General features: G+C 36.6%; 15 protein-coding genes and 1 tRNA gene. 10 read left to right on the top strand and 6 right to left on the bottom strand.

The genetic code is table 11. The annotated features are described in order from the left end of the window. The first annotated feature begins 60 nt into the window (after positions 1-60). From PECL_RS00900 to PECL_RS00875, 6 genes are all read left to right on the top strand, one after another. Entirely contained in the window at positions 61-1,539 is a 1,479-nt protein-coding gene (locus tag PECL_RS00900) for an MDR family MFS transporter (protein ID WP_014214710.1), read from the top strand. Continuing rightward, positions 1,539-2,303 (top strand): DUF4811 domain-containing protein, encoded by a 765-nt coding sequence (locus PECL_RS00895; RefSeq protein WP_014214709.1) that lies wholly within the window; start codon positions 1,539-1,541, stop codon positions 2,301-2,303. Before PECL_RS00900 ends, PECL_RS00895 begins: the two co-directional genes overlap by 1 nt. Before the next feature lie 167 nt (positions 2,304-2,470). After that, positions 2,471-3,442 carry a GMP reductase gene (locus PECL_RS00890; RefSeq protein ID WP_014214708.1) on the top strand — a complete coding sequence of 324 codons (972 nt, stop codon included), beginning with the start codon at positions 2,471-2,473 and terminating at the stop codon, positions 3,440-3,442. Positions 3,443-3,641: 199 nt separating this feature from the next. Further along, positions 3,642-3,821 (top strand): LBP_cg2779 family protein, encoded by a 180-nt coding sequence (locus PECL_RS00885; RefSeq protein WP_014214707.1) that lies wholly within the window; start codon positions 3,642-3,644, stop codon positions 3,819-3,821. Between the two features lie 81 nt (positions 3,822-3,902). Beyond that, positions 3,903-4,412 (top strand): DNA-3-methyladenine glycosylase I, encoded by a 510-nt coding sequence (locus tag PECL_RS00880; protein WP_014214706.1) that lies wholly within the window; start codon positions 3,903-3,905, stop codon positions 4,410-4,412. Between the two features lie 100 nt (positions 4,413-4,512). Then, on the top strand, positions 4,513-5,940 hold the full coding sequence (locus tag PECL_RS00875) for an MFS transporter (RefSeq protein WP_014214705.1): 1,428 nt from the start codon (positions 4,513-4,515) through the stop codon (positions 5,938-5,940). 132 nt (positions 5,941-6,072) lie between these two features. Here PECL_RS00875 and PECL_RS00870 read toward each other — a convergent pair whose 3' ends face one another. Continuing rightward, complete coding sequence (locus tag PECL_RS00870; protein WP_014214704.1) at positions 6,073-7,812, bottom strand: MFS transporter; 1,740 nt, start codon at positions 7,810-7,812, stop codon at positions 6,073-6,075. 100 nt (positions 7,813-7,912) lie between these two features. Here PECL_RS00870 and PECL_RS00865 point away from each other — a divergent pair, with 100 nt between their 5' ends. Together PECL_RS00865 and PECL_RS00860 are read left to right on the top strand one after the other, a co-directional pair. Next, positions 7,913-8,458, top strand: a complete 546-nt coding sequence (locus PECL_RS00865) for a TetR/AcrR family transcriptional regulator C-terminal domain-containing protein (protein ID WP_014214703.1) — start codon at positions 7,913-7,915, stop codon at positions 8,456-8,458. A 19-nt stretch (positions 8,459-8,477) separates the two neighbouring features. Then, complete coding sequence (locus tag PECL_RS00860; RefSeq protein ID WP_041534535.1) at positions 8,478-8,996, top strand: GNAT family N-acetyltransferase; 519 nt, start codon at positions 8,478-8,480, stop codon at positions 8,994-8,996. A 228-nt stretch (positions 8,997-9,224) separates the two neighbouring features. On the opposite strand, the gene PECL_RS00855 is transcribed toward PECL_RS00860, so the two are convergent. Both PECL_RS00855 and PECL_RS00850 read right to left on the bottom strand, forming a co-directional pair. Then, complete coding sequence (locus PECL_RS00855) at positions 9,225-10,055, bottom strand: dihydrodipicolinate synthase family protein (RefSeq protein WP_014214701.1); 831 nt, start codon at positions 10,053-10,055, stop codon at positions 9,225-9,227. 79 nt (positions 10,056-10,134) lie between these two features. Next, positions 10,135-10,791 (bottom strand): nitroreductase, encoded by a 657-nt coding sequence (locus PECL_RS00850; protein WP_014214700.1) that lies wholly within the window; start codon positions 10,789-10,791, stop codon positions 10,135-10,137. A gap of 157 nt (positions 10,792-10,948) precedes the next feature. Between PECL_RS00850 and PECL_RS00845 the strand changes: the two genes are divergently transcribed. Next, positions 10,949-11,479, top strand: coding sequence for a TetR/AcrR family transcriptional regulator (locus tag PECL_RS00845; protein ID WP_014214699.1), 531 nt, complete (start codon positions 10,949-10,951; stop codon positions 11,477-11,479). 208 nt (positions 11,480-11,687) lie between these two features. On the opposite strand, the gene PECL_RS00840 is transcribed toward PECL_RS00845, so the two are convergent. After that, positions 11,688-12,323 (bottom strand): carbonic anhydrase family protein, encoded by a 636-nt coding sequence (locus tag PECL_RS00840; RefSeq protein ID WP_014214698.1) that lies wholly within the window; start codon positions 12,321-12,323, stop codon positions 11,688-11,690. Positions 12,324-12,722: 399 nt separating this feature from the next. Next, positions 12,723-12,794, bottom strand: a tRNA-Arg gene (locus PECL_RS00835). A gap of 113 nt (positions 12,795-12,907) precedes the next feature. Between PECL_RS00835 and PECL_RS00830 the strand changes: the two genes are divergently transcribed. Further along, positions 12,908-13,852 (top strand): AEC family transporter, encoded by a 945-nt coding sequence (locus tag PECL_RS00830; protein ID WP_041534688.1) that lies wholly within the window; start codon positions 12,908-12,910, stop codon positions 13,850-13,852. A gap of 202 nt (positions 13,853-14,054) precedes the next feature. Here PECL_RS00830 and PECL_RS00825 read toward each other — a convergent pair whose 3' ends face one another. Then, positions 14,055-14,876: a Cof-type HAD-IIB family hydrolase gene (locus PECL_RS00825; protein WP_014214696.1), complete on the bottom strand. Its 822-nt coding sequence runs from the start codon at positions 14,874-14,876 to the stop codon at positions 14,055-14,057. Between the last annotated feature and the right edge of the window lie 3 nt (positions 14,877-14,879).

Here is a 14,879-nt window from a genome sequence, read left to right as displayed (position 1 = left end):
AGATTAATTAAGGGGCTATATTATTCTAGACTTATTTTTTATGAAAGAAGATGTAAATTTATGAATCAAGCAATTGATGCGCATGGCAAACCATACCGACGTGGACTCTTGGTTGCCGTTTTGCTTATTGGTACCTTCTGTACGGTGCTGAATCAAACTATTTTAAGTACTGCTTTTCCAACTTTAATGAAGGCGTTTGATATTAGTACCTCGACTGTACAGTGGTTAACCACTGGATTTTTGATGGTTAACGGAATTATGATTCCAATTAGTGCTTGGCTAACCGGACGGGTTCCATCAAAACGTCTTTATTTGTCGGCCATGTCGGTGTTTTTAATTGGTACTATTATGTGTTACACCGCACCTAATTTTAGTTTCTTACTGACTGGACGTTTGATTCAAGCAATTGGTGTTGGTATCTCAATGCCACTTTTACAAACCTTGATGTTATCAATCTTCCCTGCTAATGCTCGTGGGGCTGCCATGGGTATGGCCGGATTAGTTATCGGTGTAGCACCCGCTATTGGACCTACTCTTTCTGGATGGGTTATTGATAATTACCAATGGCGTACATTATTTGGAATGATTATTCCAATCGTTATATTAGTTCTTCTCGCTGGTGCATTTTTCATGCGCGATGTTCTTGACACATCAAAAACTAAGCTGGACTGGCTTTCAGCAATTCTATCTACAGTCGGTTTTGGTAGTTTACTATACGGATTCTCAGAAGTTGGGGATAAGGGTTGGGGAAGCGCAATTGTTATTTCAACCTTAATCGCTGGTGTCATTTTCATTGTTCTATTCGGTTGGCGTCAGCTTACAATCGATAAGCCATTCCTTGAGTTACGTGTTCTTAAGAATCCTGAGTTTTCTGTATCGGCACTTCTTAGTTCATTTTCGATGATGGCAATGGTTGGTGTTGAAATGGTTATGCCATTATATATTCAAATTGTACGTGGTGAATCGGCTTTTCATTCTGGATTAACCCTTTTACCTGGTGCTCTTATGATGGGTATTTTAAGTCCAATTACTGGTCGTCTGTTTGACCGTATTGGTGCTCGCCGCTTAGCTATTACTGGTATGTTCCTATTAACTGCTGGAACAATTCCGTTTGCATTTATTACCCGTACAACGCCAATGATTTATTTGATTGTACTTTACGCCACACGGATGGCAGGTATTGCTATGACCATGATGCCTGTTACAACTGCTGGTATGAACGCTCTTCCATTTAACATGATGGGTCACGGAACTGCCGTTAATAATACCCTTCGTCAAGTTGCTAGTTCTGTTGGTACTGCTATTTTAATCAGTATTTTAACTAATGTAACTAAAACCGATATGCCTGCAAAACATATCCTTAAAGAAACGCCACTTGCGTACAAGGATCAAGCACTTAATGCTACTATTTCTGGATATCACGCAACATTCTGGGTTGCCATCCTATTCTGTGTAATTGGTTTAGTAATTTCATTCTTCATCAGCAATAAAGCTGGTAGCCAAGCACAAGTTGTATCAACAAAGGGAGGCGAAAAATAATGATTATTTACCTTCTAATATTGGCAGTACTCTGTCTATTTATTTCCATGGCATTAATTTCAAAATCCTTGCCACGTATCATTACATCATTTCTATTTGCAATTATTATTATTGGAAGTATGACTGCAATGGTATTAAATGATCGTGAGCATTTTGGTATGAAAAAAGTTACGGAAGAAACTTCTAGTAAAATATACTCACCATCTCCTTCTAAGCAGATGCCAATGCTTTTATATCAAAACATTGGCACAAAGGGAACTGAACAAGTTTACATTTATAAAAAAACCGAAGATCAAAAGAAACCTGGTCATACTCCAGTTGATAAAACCAGTAATGTAGTAAAAGATTCTAACAACGAAGATGCAAAGTTAGTTACAAAAACAACTCGTTGGGTTTACAAGAACGGTGCCTACAAATTCTGGTTTGGAATCGCTGATAATAATCACAAATTAATTAAACGTCACAATATCTTTTATATACCAAAGGATTGGCAAAATTTTTCAACTACACAAGCTGCTAAGCTACAAAAACTTGTAAAGGCCAACCAAGGAAAGATGAAGAGCGAGGGCGAAGCTTACGTTAAGCCTAAGGTTGAAGCAACAGTTAAGGAAACTGTTATGAAGGCCATGATGAAGGACCCACAATTAAGTCCAAAATCAAAGCAAGCTCTTATTCAGCAAACTTCTAAAGAGGCCGCTGCTAAATATGGGGCAGAATTTCAAGCTAAAGCCATGGATAAATTAATAGCCGAGGCTAAAAAATAATTCGCATAATTTCAAAAGTAATTATCCTACGTATGACGTAGTGATAGTTACTTTTTTTGTTTATTTTTGATTATATACGAACTATTTAAGGTTGATTTAATTATATATTTCGTATATTATTAAATGGTTGTTTAATGTTATTTTTAAAACTAAGGAGATTTAATGTCATGGAATCATTCGATTATGAAGATATTCAGCTCATCCCTGAAATGTGTGTCGTCAATAGCCGATCTGAATGTGATACAACAGTAAAGTTCGGAAATAGGACTTTTAAAATTCCAGTAATTCCAGCAAACATGCAAACTGTTATCAATGAAAAAATTGCAACATTATTAGCAAAGAATGGTTATTTTTATGTTATGCACAGATTTAATCCTGAAAGTCGAATCGATTTCATCAAAGAGATGAAAAAGGCCGAACTATTTAGTTCTATTAGCGTTGGCGTTAAAGCTGATGAATATCGCTTTATTGATTCTCTCGTAGAAAAACGCCTCACTCCTGATTACATCACCATCGATATAGCGCATGGTCATTCTCTATCCGTTATTAATATGATTAAATATCTAAAAAAGCACCTTCCAGCAAGTTTCGTGATTGCTGGTAACGTTGGCACTCCGCAAGCCGTAATTGACCTCGAAGAAGCCGGTGCAGATGCTACCAAAGTTGGAATCGGTCCCGGTAGAGCCTGCATCACCAAGGTTAAAACAGGATTTGGTACTGGTGGCTGGCAACTTTCTGCTATTAAGGCATGCGCTTCTGCGGCTCGTAAACCCATCATTGCCGATGGTGGAATCCGAACAAATGGTGATATAGCTAAATCAATCCGCTTTGGTGCCAGTATGGTAATGATTGGATCTTTAATGGCCGGCCACATTGAATCTCCTGGTAAGACTAAAGTTGAGGACGGAAAAACATTTAAAGAATACTTTGGGAGCGCCTCAGAGTATCAAAAAGGTATTCATAAAAACGTCGAGGGCAAAAAGCTTTGGGTCCCAGCAAAAAATAGTATCCTTGACACACTTAGTGAAATGAAAGAAGACTTACAATCATCAATTTCATATTCCGGCGGTCGCAACTTAGAAGCTATTAGAAAAGTTGGGTATACTATTGTACGCAATACCATTTTCAATGGAGATTAGCATTTAGTTGTGTTAATCTTCTGTTTGTAGTTGAGACAAGCTTAACGATCCAGTTTTCTTTCGCTTAACTCCAAATGGTAACCAAGACCTAAAACTTCATAATTACCATTTTCCGTTAATGCTTAGGAACTAAACGGCTTGTTGCACCCTCTCACTTATGGTAGGATTCTAAGTAACAAGTAAACGGAGGGTTAAGTTTATGGATGATGTAACAAATTTGGCAGAAGAAATCATTAAATATCAACGCGAAAATGATTTGACAGATGCTGATGTGGCATTTGGCACACATTTATCAGTAGAGAAGATTCATCGCATTAAAAACAATTCGTATACACCTACAGATGATGATTTGAGGCGCATTAAAGAATTTATACGCTAAATCATTAGTAAATAATCCAGTAACTATTTAATCAACCCATGTAGTGGTTGATTTTTTATTTATAACAAAAGGAGAAGTCACATGGTCGAATCAGATGGCGTGCAAGAATATCACAAGCGTTTTGGGCATCCAACCCATAACGATACAGAATTATTTGAGTTATTAACTGTTGGCATTTTTCAAGCAGGTCTCAGTTGGAAGGCTTCGGCTAGCAAATTACCTGTATTTCGCCAAGTTTTCTTTAACTTTGATATTAAAAAAGTTGCAGCACTAAATCCTGAAGATCTTTCTATTCCTATGAACAACCCTGATATGATTCACAATAATCGTAAAATAAAAGCTGTTATTATTGATGCTCGGGCTGTCCTCAAAGTTCAATCAGAATTTGGGTCATTTTCCAAGTACCTATGGAGCTTTACCGATAACCAACCTAAATTAGTTGATGGCGCACTTGAAGATCAACTTGCAAATAACCAATCATTCATTCAAAACATTGTAAAAGATCTTAAAAGACGTGGTTTTACCTTTGTCGGACCAATTGTTACCATGATGTTTCTCCGTGCTGCTGGCATCGTACAAAGTGTAAATTAATACTCACATACTTCCTAGATCAGAAAGATTAGTTGAAATATACTGCAGAAAGTGGAATATTTATTATTACTACTTGTTTTTGAAGAAGGGATTTTAATTTATGAATGAAAATAATTCAAAAAAACGAATTTTGATTTTAATTGCGCTTGGCATGTTCACATTTATGTCTACACTAGACGGATCAATCGTCAACATCGCCATGCCAGTCATGTCAAGATCACTCCATGTATCAATCAGTCAAATTGAATGGGTTGTTTCAATCTATTTGATGACCATCAGTTCTTTGCTTATGTTTTTTGGCAGACTGGGGGACACAGTTGGAAAAACTGTCATATTCCGAATTGGAACAGCTGTTTTCCTTCTTGGCTCATTTTTAGCCGGGGTTAACCTCGGACTTGCATTTCTCCTTGGTGCACGTGTTATTCAAGCTATTGGGGCTGCAATGACCATGTCTAATAGCTTTGGAATCACAACCAGCACCTTCCCAATGGAGCAGCGTGGGCGTGCTATGGGAGTTATTGGAACCTTTGTTGCCCTTGGGTCAGTTGCTGGTCCCGCTATCGGAGGATTAATTCTCAATTACCTGCCATGGAACTATATCTTTTGGATTAACGTTCCAATTGGAATTATTGCAATCATTGCCGGCGCTATTGCACTCCCCAAATCTGAAACAACACAGAAAAGTGATAACCTTGACTGGATCGGAACCCTATTGTTTATGATTTTTATTGCAACCTTCTTCTATTCATTACTTCAAGGCCCTGTTGTTGGTTACACTAGCCCCGTGGTTATCTCTACATTTGTTATTTCTTTATTTGCAATTGCAATGTTTATCTACGTTGAAACTCACACTAAAAACCCTCTACTAGATTTGTCTATTTTTAAAATTGCAGACTATAGCTTAGGCCTTTTAGCAGCCCTATTCGTGTTCATTAATGGTTTTTTCTTCAACGTTTTAATTCCCTACTACCTAGTTAATGCGCGTGGCTATTCATCCGGTTATTCTGGATTATTGATGTCAATTGTTCCATTAACCATGGTTATTTTCGGACCACTTGGTGGTGTTCTATCTGACAAATTTGGTGGCCCTCGTATTACAGTTTTAGGCTTGAGTACCTTACTTATTTCACAAATCTTAATTATGTTCTATAACTTACAAACTCCCATCTGGTTCTTTATCATCGGTACAATATTAGCAGGGATCGGAACCGGACTATTCCAATCACCAAATAATGCGGTCGTCATGTCTGCTGTCCCCTTTAGCCGCTTGGGAATCGCCGGTAGTGTTAATGCTTTAGCACGAAACTTAGGTATGATTTTAGGTGTAAGTTTGTCCACATCTTCTTTATTCTTAGTAATGAGCGCTATTTCACACCGTACTATCTCCAGCTACCCTTATCATCAAAGCGGTTTATTCATTGATGGTATGAGAATTGCATTTTTAATTTCAGCAGTTCTATTAGCAATTGCAGATGTTATTGCAATCGTGCGTTGGCGTCGCAGTGCAACATTAAATTCAGCTAAATAAAAATAACGGCTCCCATATCGAGTGGCACGCATTTAATGCAAACTCAATTGATATGGGAGCCGTTATTTTTTATTAAGTCATATATACCTGTCTAGAAAACTTGCAACTTATATCGGGATTTTACTTCACATATTATTTTATATCTTGTTTCAACTGTTGTTGTTTAACTTTCAAATATGATCTTTTTTCCTCAAATAACAAAGCAATTAACATTGCCAGAACTGTAAAAGGAAACGTAATCTTATATGGCCTGATAAACGCCTCAACAATTAAATTCTTAGTATTACTTTTAATTTTGCTAACAACATTCGTGACTTTTGAATTTGTGTCTTTGATTTTCTTATCAACCTGAACGGTAACCCTTGTGTAAATCACCTGTTTTACTTGTATTGGCAAGTTTTTTGGCTCTTTACTCATGACTTTTTGATATGTTTCTTCAATAATTTGCTGGCGTTGTTTTTTTGAAACAAAGCTACTTGATTGTTTAGTTTGAACGCTATCTGCGTCACCACTATTCTTAAACTGTTCATGTGTTTTTTTACGCATTGAATCTTTAACTTGCTGGCTAACATCCATCTTTTGAATATAGTAATCTGCATCATTTAAAGCTGTACTCTTAGCTGAACTAATATTGGCTGATAACGCTGATACAAAGATTGCCACCGCAAGAACAGTACCGATTTGTCGTAAAACCCCCATAACGCTCTGTGATGCGGTCAACATTTCTCCTGTAAAATCAGCAGCACCCAGTATCATGACTGGGCCAGCAATCATTCCAAATCCTGCACCGACGAACAATAGTGCAATCAAAATTTGCATATACTGGGTTGGATCAATCCAAAGAAATGAACTATATCCACATGCCATTAATAACATCCCAATAAAGATTAATAATCTTGGCCCAATCTTTTCCAAAACTGAACCTGCGATCGGCGCCCAAATGAAAATCATTACGGACGTTGGAGTAATCATCAACGCAGCCATTAACTCAGACTTGTCCAGAACCTTGGTAAAGAATGACGGCATGATAACCATGATTGCAACTAGTAATACTCCCGTCATTACAATTCCCAGTGCTGCGCCATCAAACTGACGATTTTTGAATAAGTCCAAGCGAACCATAGGATCTTTAACTTTGCGCTCCGCTAAAATAAATAACACGAAGAAAAATACGAACGCAATAATCAGACCAATCGTAGAACTACTTGTCCAACCCCAATCATTTCCCTTAACTAACGCTAAGGTAATTGAAAGAAGAGCCCCCATTGACAGCAACATCCCAAGCCAATCAATTTTTGAATTAGAGCGGTTCTCATTTTTAAATTGTAATAGTGCTAAGCAAAGAACCAAGTCAATTAAGATCAATGGAACATTTACGAAAAAGATCCAACGCCATCCCATGTACTGCGTCACAATTCCGCCAATTGTAGGTCCTAACGCCGACGATAATCCTTGAGTAATTCCAAGCGCAGCAATAACATTCCTACGATTTGCCATATTGGTCATCGAAATTCCAATTGTCATGCTTGTTGGAAAAATTACTGCAGCACCCAAACTTTGAATTCCTCTACCTGCAACTAATAATTCGGCCGAGTTTGAGAAACCCGAAAATAGTGATCCAAGTCCAAATAGAACTAATCCCAACACGTAAACTTTATTTCTTCCAAAAATATCAGCAATTCTTCCCAAAGGAATTGTAAACACGGCAAAAACTATTGTATATACGTTAATCGCCCAAGATAAATTTTCCAAACTAATGTTTAACCCGCTTTGGATTGCGGGTAATGCAATATTCATTACCGTTGTATCCAACATACAAAGGAAGATACTAATTGCCATTGCAGCAATTGTTAATTTTGCTTTAGTATTCATAACCTTCTGTCTCCTCCTATCTCTTATGCATGACCAGTATTCTAACTTGCGCTATAATCAAAGAGAATCCTTCGATTACAAAAACAGGAGTTTTGTTAACATGGAAGATAATCTACGCTCTAAAAGATCCCTACAAAAACTTTTTAACGCATTAATTCAGGAGATGACCACCGTTGCAATTGATGATATTTCCATCAGTAAATTATGCACAGATGCTGGCGTTTCAAGAACTTTCTATTATAAAAACTTTTATTCACTAGAGGATGTTATTTTTCATAACCTAACCATCCAAGCAACCCAATACATGCGAGCTTCTTTAAAATATGAACAAGTCAATTCAGTTACCCTATTCACTGAATTTTTTAAAATGATTAAGCATCACAGCAATGCCTGGTCTGTTCTAATCAATACTAATCATGAATATTTACTTGTTGAAATTTCAGAAAAAGTTACACAAAAGTTGTCAGCCCAAAAAATCATAGATGACGAAGCTTCTTATAATTTTAGATATTGGAATGAATTCTTATCCAGTGGCATGGTTAGCGTTGCGATCGCTTGGATTCATAACGGATTTGAAGAAGAGCCCGCCGCACTCGGCAGGTATTTATCCAATTACCTGAACAACTGGCACAGCAAATCTATTTAATTTAAGGATGATGTTTACAATGGCAACAATTTATATTTGCAAGGCCCAACTAACCGATCTGTCAGTCATAATGAAAATTATTGATACAGCAAAGCTTCTTTTAAAACAGGATGGAAGCCCTCAATGGCAAGATGGGCAGCCCAGCCAAGATACTTTTAAACAAGATATTAAGAATGGAAATTGTTATCTTCTAATTTTTAATGACAAAATTGCTGGTACGGCAACATTATTACAAGAAAATGACCCCCATTACACTAAAATCGATGGAAACTGGGCAGCCAATGTGCCGTATGCTACTATTCATCGAATTGCGCTCTCAAGTGATTTTCGCGGACAACATTTAAGTGACTTTTTTATGAGCAATTTAATATCTTTAGCATTTTCAAATGGGTTTCGTGATATTCGCATTGACACTCACCAACTGAACAAACGGATGCAACATCTGATCGCTAAACAAGGCTTTGAATATCGTGGCATAATATCTGTTTCTCCAGGAAAAAACGGTCTTCGACGAGCTTATGAATTGCAATTAAGATAGAGAGTGTAACAAGGTGATTAACTTTTGAGGAATAACAGGAAACGTCGGATTGACGAACTTGTTCGTCGAGCAGAGGTTTCTGGTTATCCGCAGGAAGTTGCCTTGTGTAACTCATTTTAGATAGAGAGTGTAACAAGACAGTTAGTTTCATCTATTAAATTCTATTTTCGTCAAAAAACGGGTCACACAGATAAAACATCTGCATGACCCGTTTTAATTAGTGAAGTTCTACATTCCAAGTGGTGCTCTTCCCACACCCATATTAAGACTAATGTCTTCTGATAACAGGTTCTTAAGCTTTGAAACCGAAACTGCCGTTGCCACACGATTAAATCTTTGTTGTAATTCGCGTGCTTGATCCTCGTCGGTTGGTTCAGCTTCCAATTCATTGAAATAAGTTTCCATAAGTTCTGGATCTAAGTTCCCTAAAATCGATGATAAACTGTTAAACCCTAATGACTTCTTAGCAAATAAGTTGGCATCTCCACCAATCATGAAACTAAAGTCCGCGGGTAATTGTTCCTTTAAAGTAATAACTTTTTCTGGATTACCAGATTCTTTCAAACCAACAATTTGTGGTTCTTTAGCCAATTCAACAATGCTTTCGACTTTTAAATCAAAGCCGGTACGATGTGGATTATTATATAAAATAACTTGTTTGTCGCCTAATTCGCCCAGCACAGTTTTAACATACTGAATAGCTTCCTCTTGAGTCGGTAAAATATATGGTGGAAATCCTAACAAGACGGCTTTAATTCGCTTAGAATTTGCAACACCACGCGCCAATTTAACGGCGTTAGCCAAACGAGTGCTTGCAATCCCAAAAATTATTTCTAACCCATTAGGCAATTCGTTATTATTTTCTAAAGCGTTAATTAACTCAAGCCTTTCATCAGTTGACATACTGTGTTGTTCACCTGTTGAGCCACTAACTACCACTGACTTGACTCCTTGTTGTGCTAAATTATTAATGTGTTGCAAAGTCGCCTTTGTATCTAATTCCTCATTATTTTCATTAAAAGCGGTAGGCACCGCCACGTTAAAATTTTCTAAAGTCATATCAACAGCTCCTAATATATATTAAGAACCATTATACAGCAATTTTAGAAATTCAAAGACTTAAGCACTGCAAAATCCTCTATTTTTTTATTGTTAAAATTTTATCTATTTCATTGCGCTTTGTATAAATCTGATTAATTCCACTGCCATCCGGAAATCCCAATCCAATTCCCATTACAATCATCTCGGAACTAGGTATTCCCATTGTCTCACGCAGATCCTTTGGATACTTCACTAATTCATACGCTGGCATTGACTGTATGCCACGGTCAATTGCACTCAACATCAAAGTTTGTCCAAATGCTCCCAAATCATATAATGACCATCCATTTGCGTTCTGAGGTAGAGTTAAATAAGCGATTGCTGCAGAATTAAATAGATTAAATTGGGCATCTTGAAATGCAAAGACTGGACTATGTTCTTCTTGTAAACGTTGTGAAACAAACCGACTCCAATTTTCCATATTCGTCTGAGCTTCAACGGACCAAGTATTTCGATGTGTTGTTTCTAAATCAGAATTTCCTGAAGCTCCTTGCTGACTCTTCTCTAAATGACGCTTTTTTATCTCCTTAAGTGTTGAACCAATTGCAACATAGACATGCCCTGGTTGCGAATTTGCCCACGAAGGTGCTCGTTGTGCATCCTTTACAATCTCTTCCAATACTGTTTGTTGAATTGCTTGATCCTTAAAATGACGAATGGATTGTCTTTTATAAATTGCTTCTCTTGTTTCCATTTTTTCTCCTTTTCAAACCCTTACAAATGATAAATAAAAAATATGATGATAAAATATCTTTACTTACTTTTTGTAATTTATCATTGTCGTATCATAACCCGTCCAAAATAAAATGAAAACATACAATTTAATCGATTTGTTAGAAGGAGCTTTTACATTGATTTCAAATAGCTACAAAAAAATCATCACCACATTCTTAGACATAACCTCACAAAAAACAGTTCAGAAAATAACCATTTCAGAACTGATGCAAAGATCAAACCTTAAAAGAGAAACTTTTTATTACTATTTTGATAGCAAAGAGACCTTAATTGAAGAAACCCTTAGATTTATTTTATTTACCCCATATTTAGATAAGCTCAATAATAACTCTATCGCTGATGCAAACTTAACCTTGCTAACAACTATCAAAAAATATCCAATTTTCTTTAAAGACCTACTAAGTCCCCAAAACGAATATATATTCAAACAAATATACTGCCAACTATCCGTAGAAACATTAACCAGTTTTTTCACAAAAGATAACGGCGAAAAAATTTCATCTGAATTTCAATTAGCTTTAAAATTCTACGCATACGCAGTTAATAACATCATATATGAATGGATTCAACAAAACTTTAATATTGAAAACGATATACTCGTTAAGCAACTTTCTAATATACCACATACTTTATCAACCCATTTTTAAGCTCAACCACTGTTAAAATGGATATAAAAATTGAGGTGAGTAAATTGAAAAGATGGATTTTGGTATCATACATTATTGCTGCTCTAATCTGGCTTCCATTAATTATTCTTCATCTTTACTCCATGGCTTTTGTTCCAATTATGCATAACGGACGCCTTTCTTTTTTTAACCATAAAAGACCAGGTGATCACTACGAGTCATCTGCTATTTATATCAAATAAATCTTACGACCATTCGTTGGTTGTGTTGAACGAGCATTTTTTTCGAAATAGAATCGACGATAATGTTCCAGTTGTCCGTTGCTAATTGTTAAGGGCTGATCATATACTATCCACTCAACGCCCTCAGTTAACGGGGGTGTCGTTAGAGAACCGGAGTACCAATAATAATTTCCATCCATCGGAACCAAGCTGCTCAAATTAACATTTCGCTCCAGTTTAAATTCTGAATCCATTCCACTTAATAATCTTTCGATTGTTTCGTTGGTATTTCCAATTATAAAAGTCACACCGACCACCAATTTTTCTTCAAGCATGTCTTGAAATACAAAATGCATCTCCAACGCTCTAGGCCGCGATTCATACTTCAATTGATGTTCAGCATTAAGGTGAAAATGAACTTCATTTAAACTAAACATTCTACCATTAGCCTTTATTGTTCCATCCGACTCAATACCAAGGTTATTCTTCTTATCAATTAGTTTTTGGCCAATCAATGGAGAAGTATATTCAATAATTTCTTGTGAACTTTTTGAAGAGTTACTTGGATCAAGCAATATTGGTGACTGCAACATCCCATGTCCCTGAATCCACTCCCCCTGTTTTTGATAATCGATCTTCTTCATAAAATGCAAACCATCCTAACTTTAAATGTTACGCTTAATTATAGATGGTGTTTTTCAATTCTTCATTTTATTAGTTCAGATATTGAAGGCTCATTCTAAGCTTAACGCTGACACTCTCAATATTTTCAGTACATTATTCAGTATGACAATTTGAATTAATCTGCAACAAGCCCATAGAAATGGTCAACATACGAGTATCTCGGCTTTGTGTAACAAAACATTCCTTACTTGGCGAGCCGTACTAGTTTTTCTCTCTATTCTAAAATGAGCAACACCAAGCAACTTCCTCCGGTTAATTAAAAAAAAAAGGAAACCATGACTTCAAAACCGTCATAGTTTCCTTACTGACGTGCTAGCAAATCCTCACAAGCTAACGCCTTATTTCACTTTCTATACCTATGCGCAGGGGGGGAGTCGAACCCTCATCATGAGGACCGAAATCTCATGTGCTATCCGTTACACTACCCGCGCCTTATACTATTCAATTTTAATCCAATCAAAACCATTTTGACAAGTCCATTTATCTAATTATTTAAATTTAATGTACAATGGAATTTGAAATCTAAACTTTAGAGGTGTTTATTATTTTTTTACAAAGCATTCAAGGCGTTCTCGTTATCATTTTAATGGTTGCAGTCGGATATTACCTTGCTAGTCAGCACTGGTTTACTGAAAATTCAAAAAAATTAGTTGCCAAACTAGTAACACAAGTTGCGCTCCCACCCTACATGATTGTTTCGATCATGAAGGATTTCAATAAACATCAATTAATCACGCTTTTGCCCAACCTTATTTTTCCCGTAGTTTCTATGTTCATACTAATGGGTCTATCATGGGTTGTGATGCGATTATTAAGGATCGATCTAAGTCGGCGCGGTCTTTTTATGTCTATGTTTTTTAATTCCAACACAGTTTTCGTGGGATTACCAATTAATCTTGCAATTTTCGGGACAAAAAGTTTACCTTATGTTTTGGTATATTATATGGCTAATACCACCATTTTTTGGACAATTGGTGTTTATTTCATTCAACGTGATAATCCAGATAATACCCAAAAAATTAACCTTGTTGATGGCATTAAGAAGGTGTTCTCAGCTCCACTTTTGGGATTTATGATCGGAATCGCTTTAATTATGTTAAACGTAAAATTACCAGTATTTCTCATGCAAAGCTTCAACTACTTGGGCGGTTTAACGATTCCACTTTCCATGCTATTTATTGGTATTTCAGTTTATGATGCTGGCTTACGCAACATGCGCATCAACAAGGACAGCCTCGGTGTCTTATCAGGCCGCTTTATCTTTGCACCCATTATTATGTCATTACTAGTAATCTGGGCACCAATGCCTTTACTCATGAAAGAAGTCTTCATACTACAATCGTGCATGCCCGTTATGACTAATGCTCCGGTTGTTGCTAAACTATATAATGCGGATTCTGACTTTGCTTCTATCATGGTTACAGAAACCACGCTTCTTTCACTGATAATGGTGCCTATTATGATGGAATTGATTACGAAGATTGTATAAAAAGGGCCAAGATAAAATCAAGTGCAATAACATTAAATAAATTTATTTTTTGAATAACAGCCTGTATCGGCATTAAGCTATCTTTTACTCTCATTTCTCAGTGGTTGCTCTAAAATTGCTTAATTTTTAGAATGTTTATTTTCAGAAAACCCCGTAATTGTCAGATGAAACAATCTAACAATTACGGGGCATTTTATTCTTTCTATTTTAATCTTCCATCCAACACCTGATCAATTACATCCATCACTCCGCTTTGATTGTTATCAAGTGGCGTAACAAATTCTGCTGCTTCCAGAGCCTCTTCGGCGGCATTTTTCATCGCGTAACCCAATCGAGCGTGCTGTAGCATTGCAGAATCATTTTGGTTATCACCAAAAGCCATGGTTTCATCCATTGAAACGCTCCAAATATGTTGTAATTGTTGTAAACCATATGATTTAGTAACGTGTGGCATCGTTATATCAATTCCACTAAATCCACTCATCACACTTCCCAGCTCAGTTCCAAGATCTTTACGTAATTTATCTGCCTTATCCCTAACATCACGCATGTCAGCCCAATGAATATCAACTTTATAAATTGGAGTATTAATCTTTTTAAAATCTGAGTTAGGAACAATGTTTTGATAAAAATAGTTGGTCAAATCCCATTCTGGACTTTCCTTTGTTAAGTTTGTCAGAACGTGATCGCGCCCCGATAAAATTAAGGTTGCTCCCCCATACTCAGGAGTTCCAATCAGGTAGTCTAGCAAATCATTTAACATATTCGCAGGAATTGGACTTTCATCCAGTATCTTGCCTTGCTCGGCAATCACTGCTCCATCTTCAGCTACAAACGTAATATCACCATGAATTTTGCTAAAAACTTCCTGACAATGAGCTAGTTGATTGCCACTTGCTACCACAAACTTCATATCACGATCCATGATTTGATTCAATTGTTGTTGGAAACGATCATGATCGAACGTGTGCTTATCGTTTAAAAATGTTCCGTCAATATCGCTAGCAATTAATCGAACTGTCATAAA

Source organism: Pediococcus claussenii ATCC BAA-344, from assembly GCF_000237995.1.
Taxonomy (GTDB): domain Bacteria; phylum Bacillota; class Bacilli; order Lactobacillales; family Lactobacillaceae; genus Pediococcus; species Pediococcus claussenii.
Note: the sequence above shows the minus strand (reverse complement) of the source record. Positions and strands in the feature narration are given on the sequence as shown.

Bases quoted from the DNA above. Each gene is read 5' to 3' on its own strand.
- PECL_RS00900 (WP_014214710.1), top strand. From the start codon at position 61: ATGAATCAAGCAATTGATGCGCATGGCAAACCATACCGACGTGGACTC.
- PECL_RS00895 (WP_014214709.1), top strand. From the start codon at position 1,539: ATGATTATTTACCTTCTAATATTGGCAGTACTCTGTCTATTTATTTCC.
- PECL_RS00890 (WP_014214708.1), top strand. From the start codon at position 2,471: ATGGAATCATTCGATTATGAAGATATTCAGCTCATCCCTGAAATGTGT.
- PECL_RS00885 (WP_014214707.1), top strand. From the start codon at position 3,642: ATGGATGATGTAACAAATTTGGCAGAAGAAATCATTAAATATCAACGC.
- PECL_RS00880 (WP_014214706.1), top strand. From the start codon at position 3,903: ATGGTCGAATCAGATGGCGTGCAAGAATATCACAAGCGTTTTGGGCAT.
- PECL_RS00875 (WP_014214705.1), top strand. From the start codon at position 4,513: ATGAATGAAAATAATTCAAAAAAACGAATTTTGATTTTAATTGCGCTT.
- PECL_RS00870 (WP_014214704.1), bottom strand. From the start codon at position 7,812: ATGAATACTAAAGCAAAATTAACAATTGCTGCAATGGCAATTAGTATC.
- PECL_RS00865 (WP_014214703.1), top strand. From the start codon at position 7,913: ATGGAAGATAATCTACGCTCTAAAAGATCCCTACAAAAACTTTTTAAC.
- PECL_RS00860 (WP_041534535.1), top strand. From the start codon at position 8,478: ATGGCAACAATTTATATTTGCAAGGCCCAACTAACCGATCTGTCAGTC.
- PECL_RS00855 (WP_014214701.1), bottom strand. From the start codon at position 10,055: ATGACTTTAGAAAATTTTAACGTGGCGGTGCCTACCGCTTTTAATGAA.
- PECL_RS00850 (WP_014214700.1), bottom strand. From the start codon at position 10,791: ATGGAAACAAGAGAAGCAATTTATAAAAGACAATCCATTCGTCATTTT.
- PECL_RS00840 (WP_014214698.1), bottom strand. From the start codon at position 12,323: ATGAAGAAGATCGATTATCAAAAACAGGGGGAGTGGATTCAGGGACAT.
- PECL_RS00825 (WP_014214696.1), bottom strand. From the start codon at position 14,876: ATGACAGTTCGATTAATTGCTAGCGATATTGACGGAACATTTTTAAAC.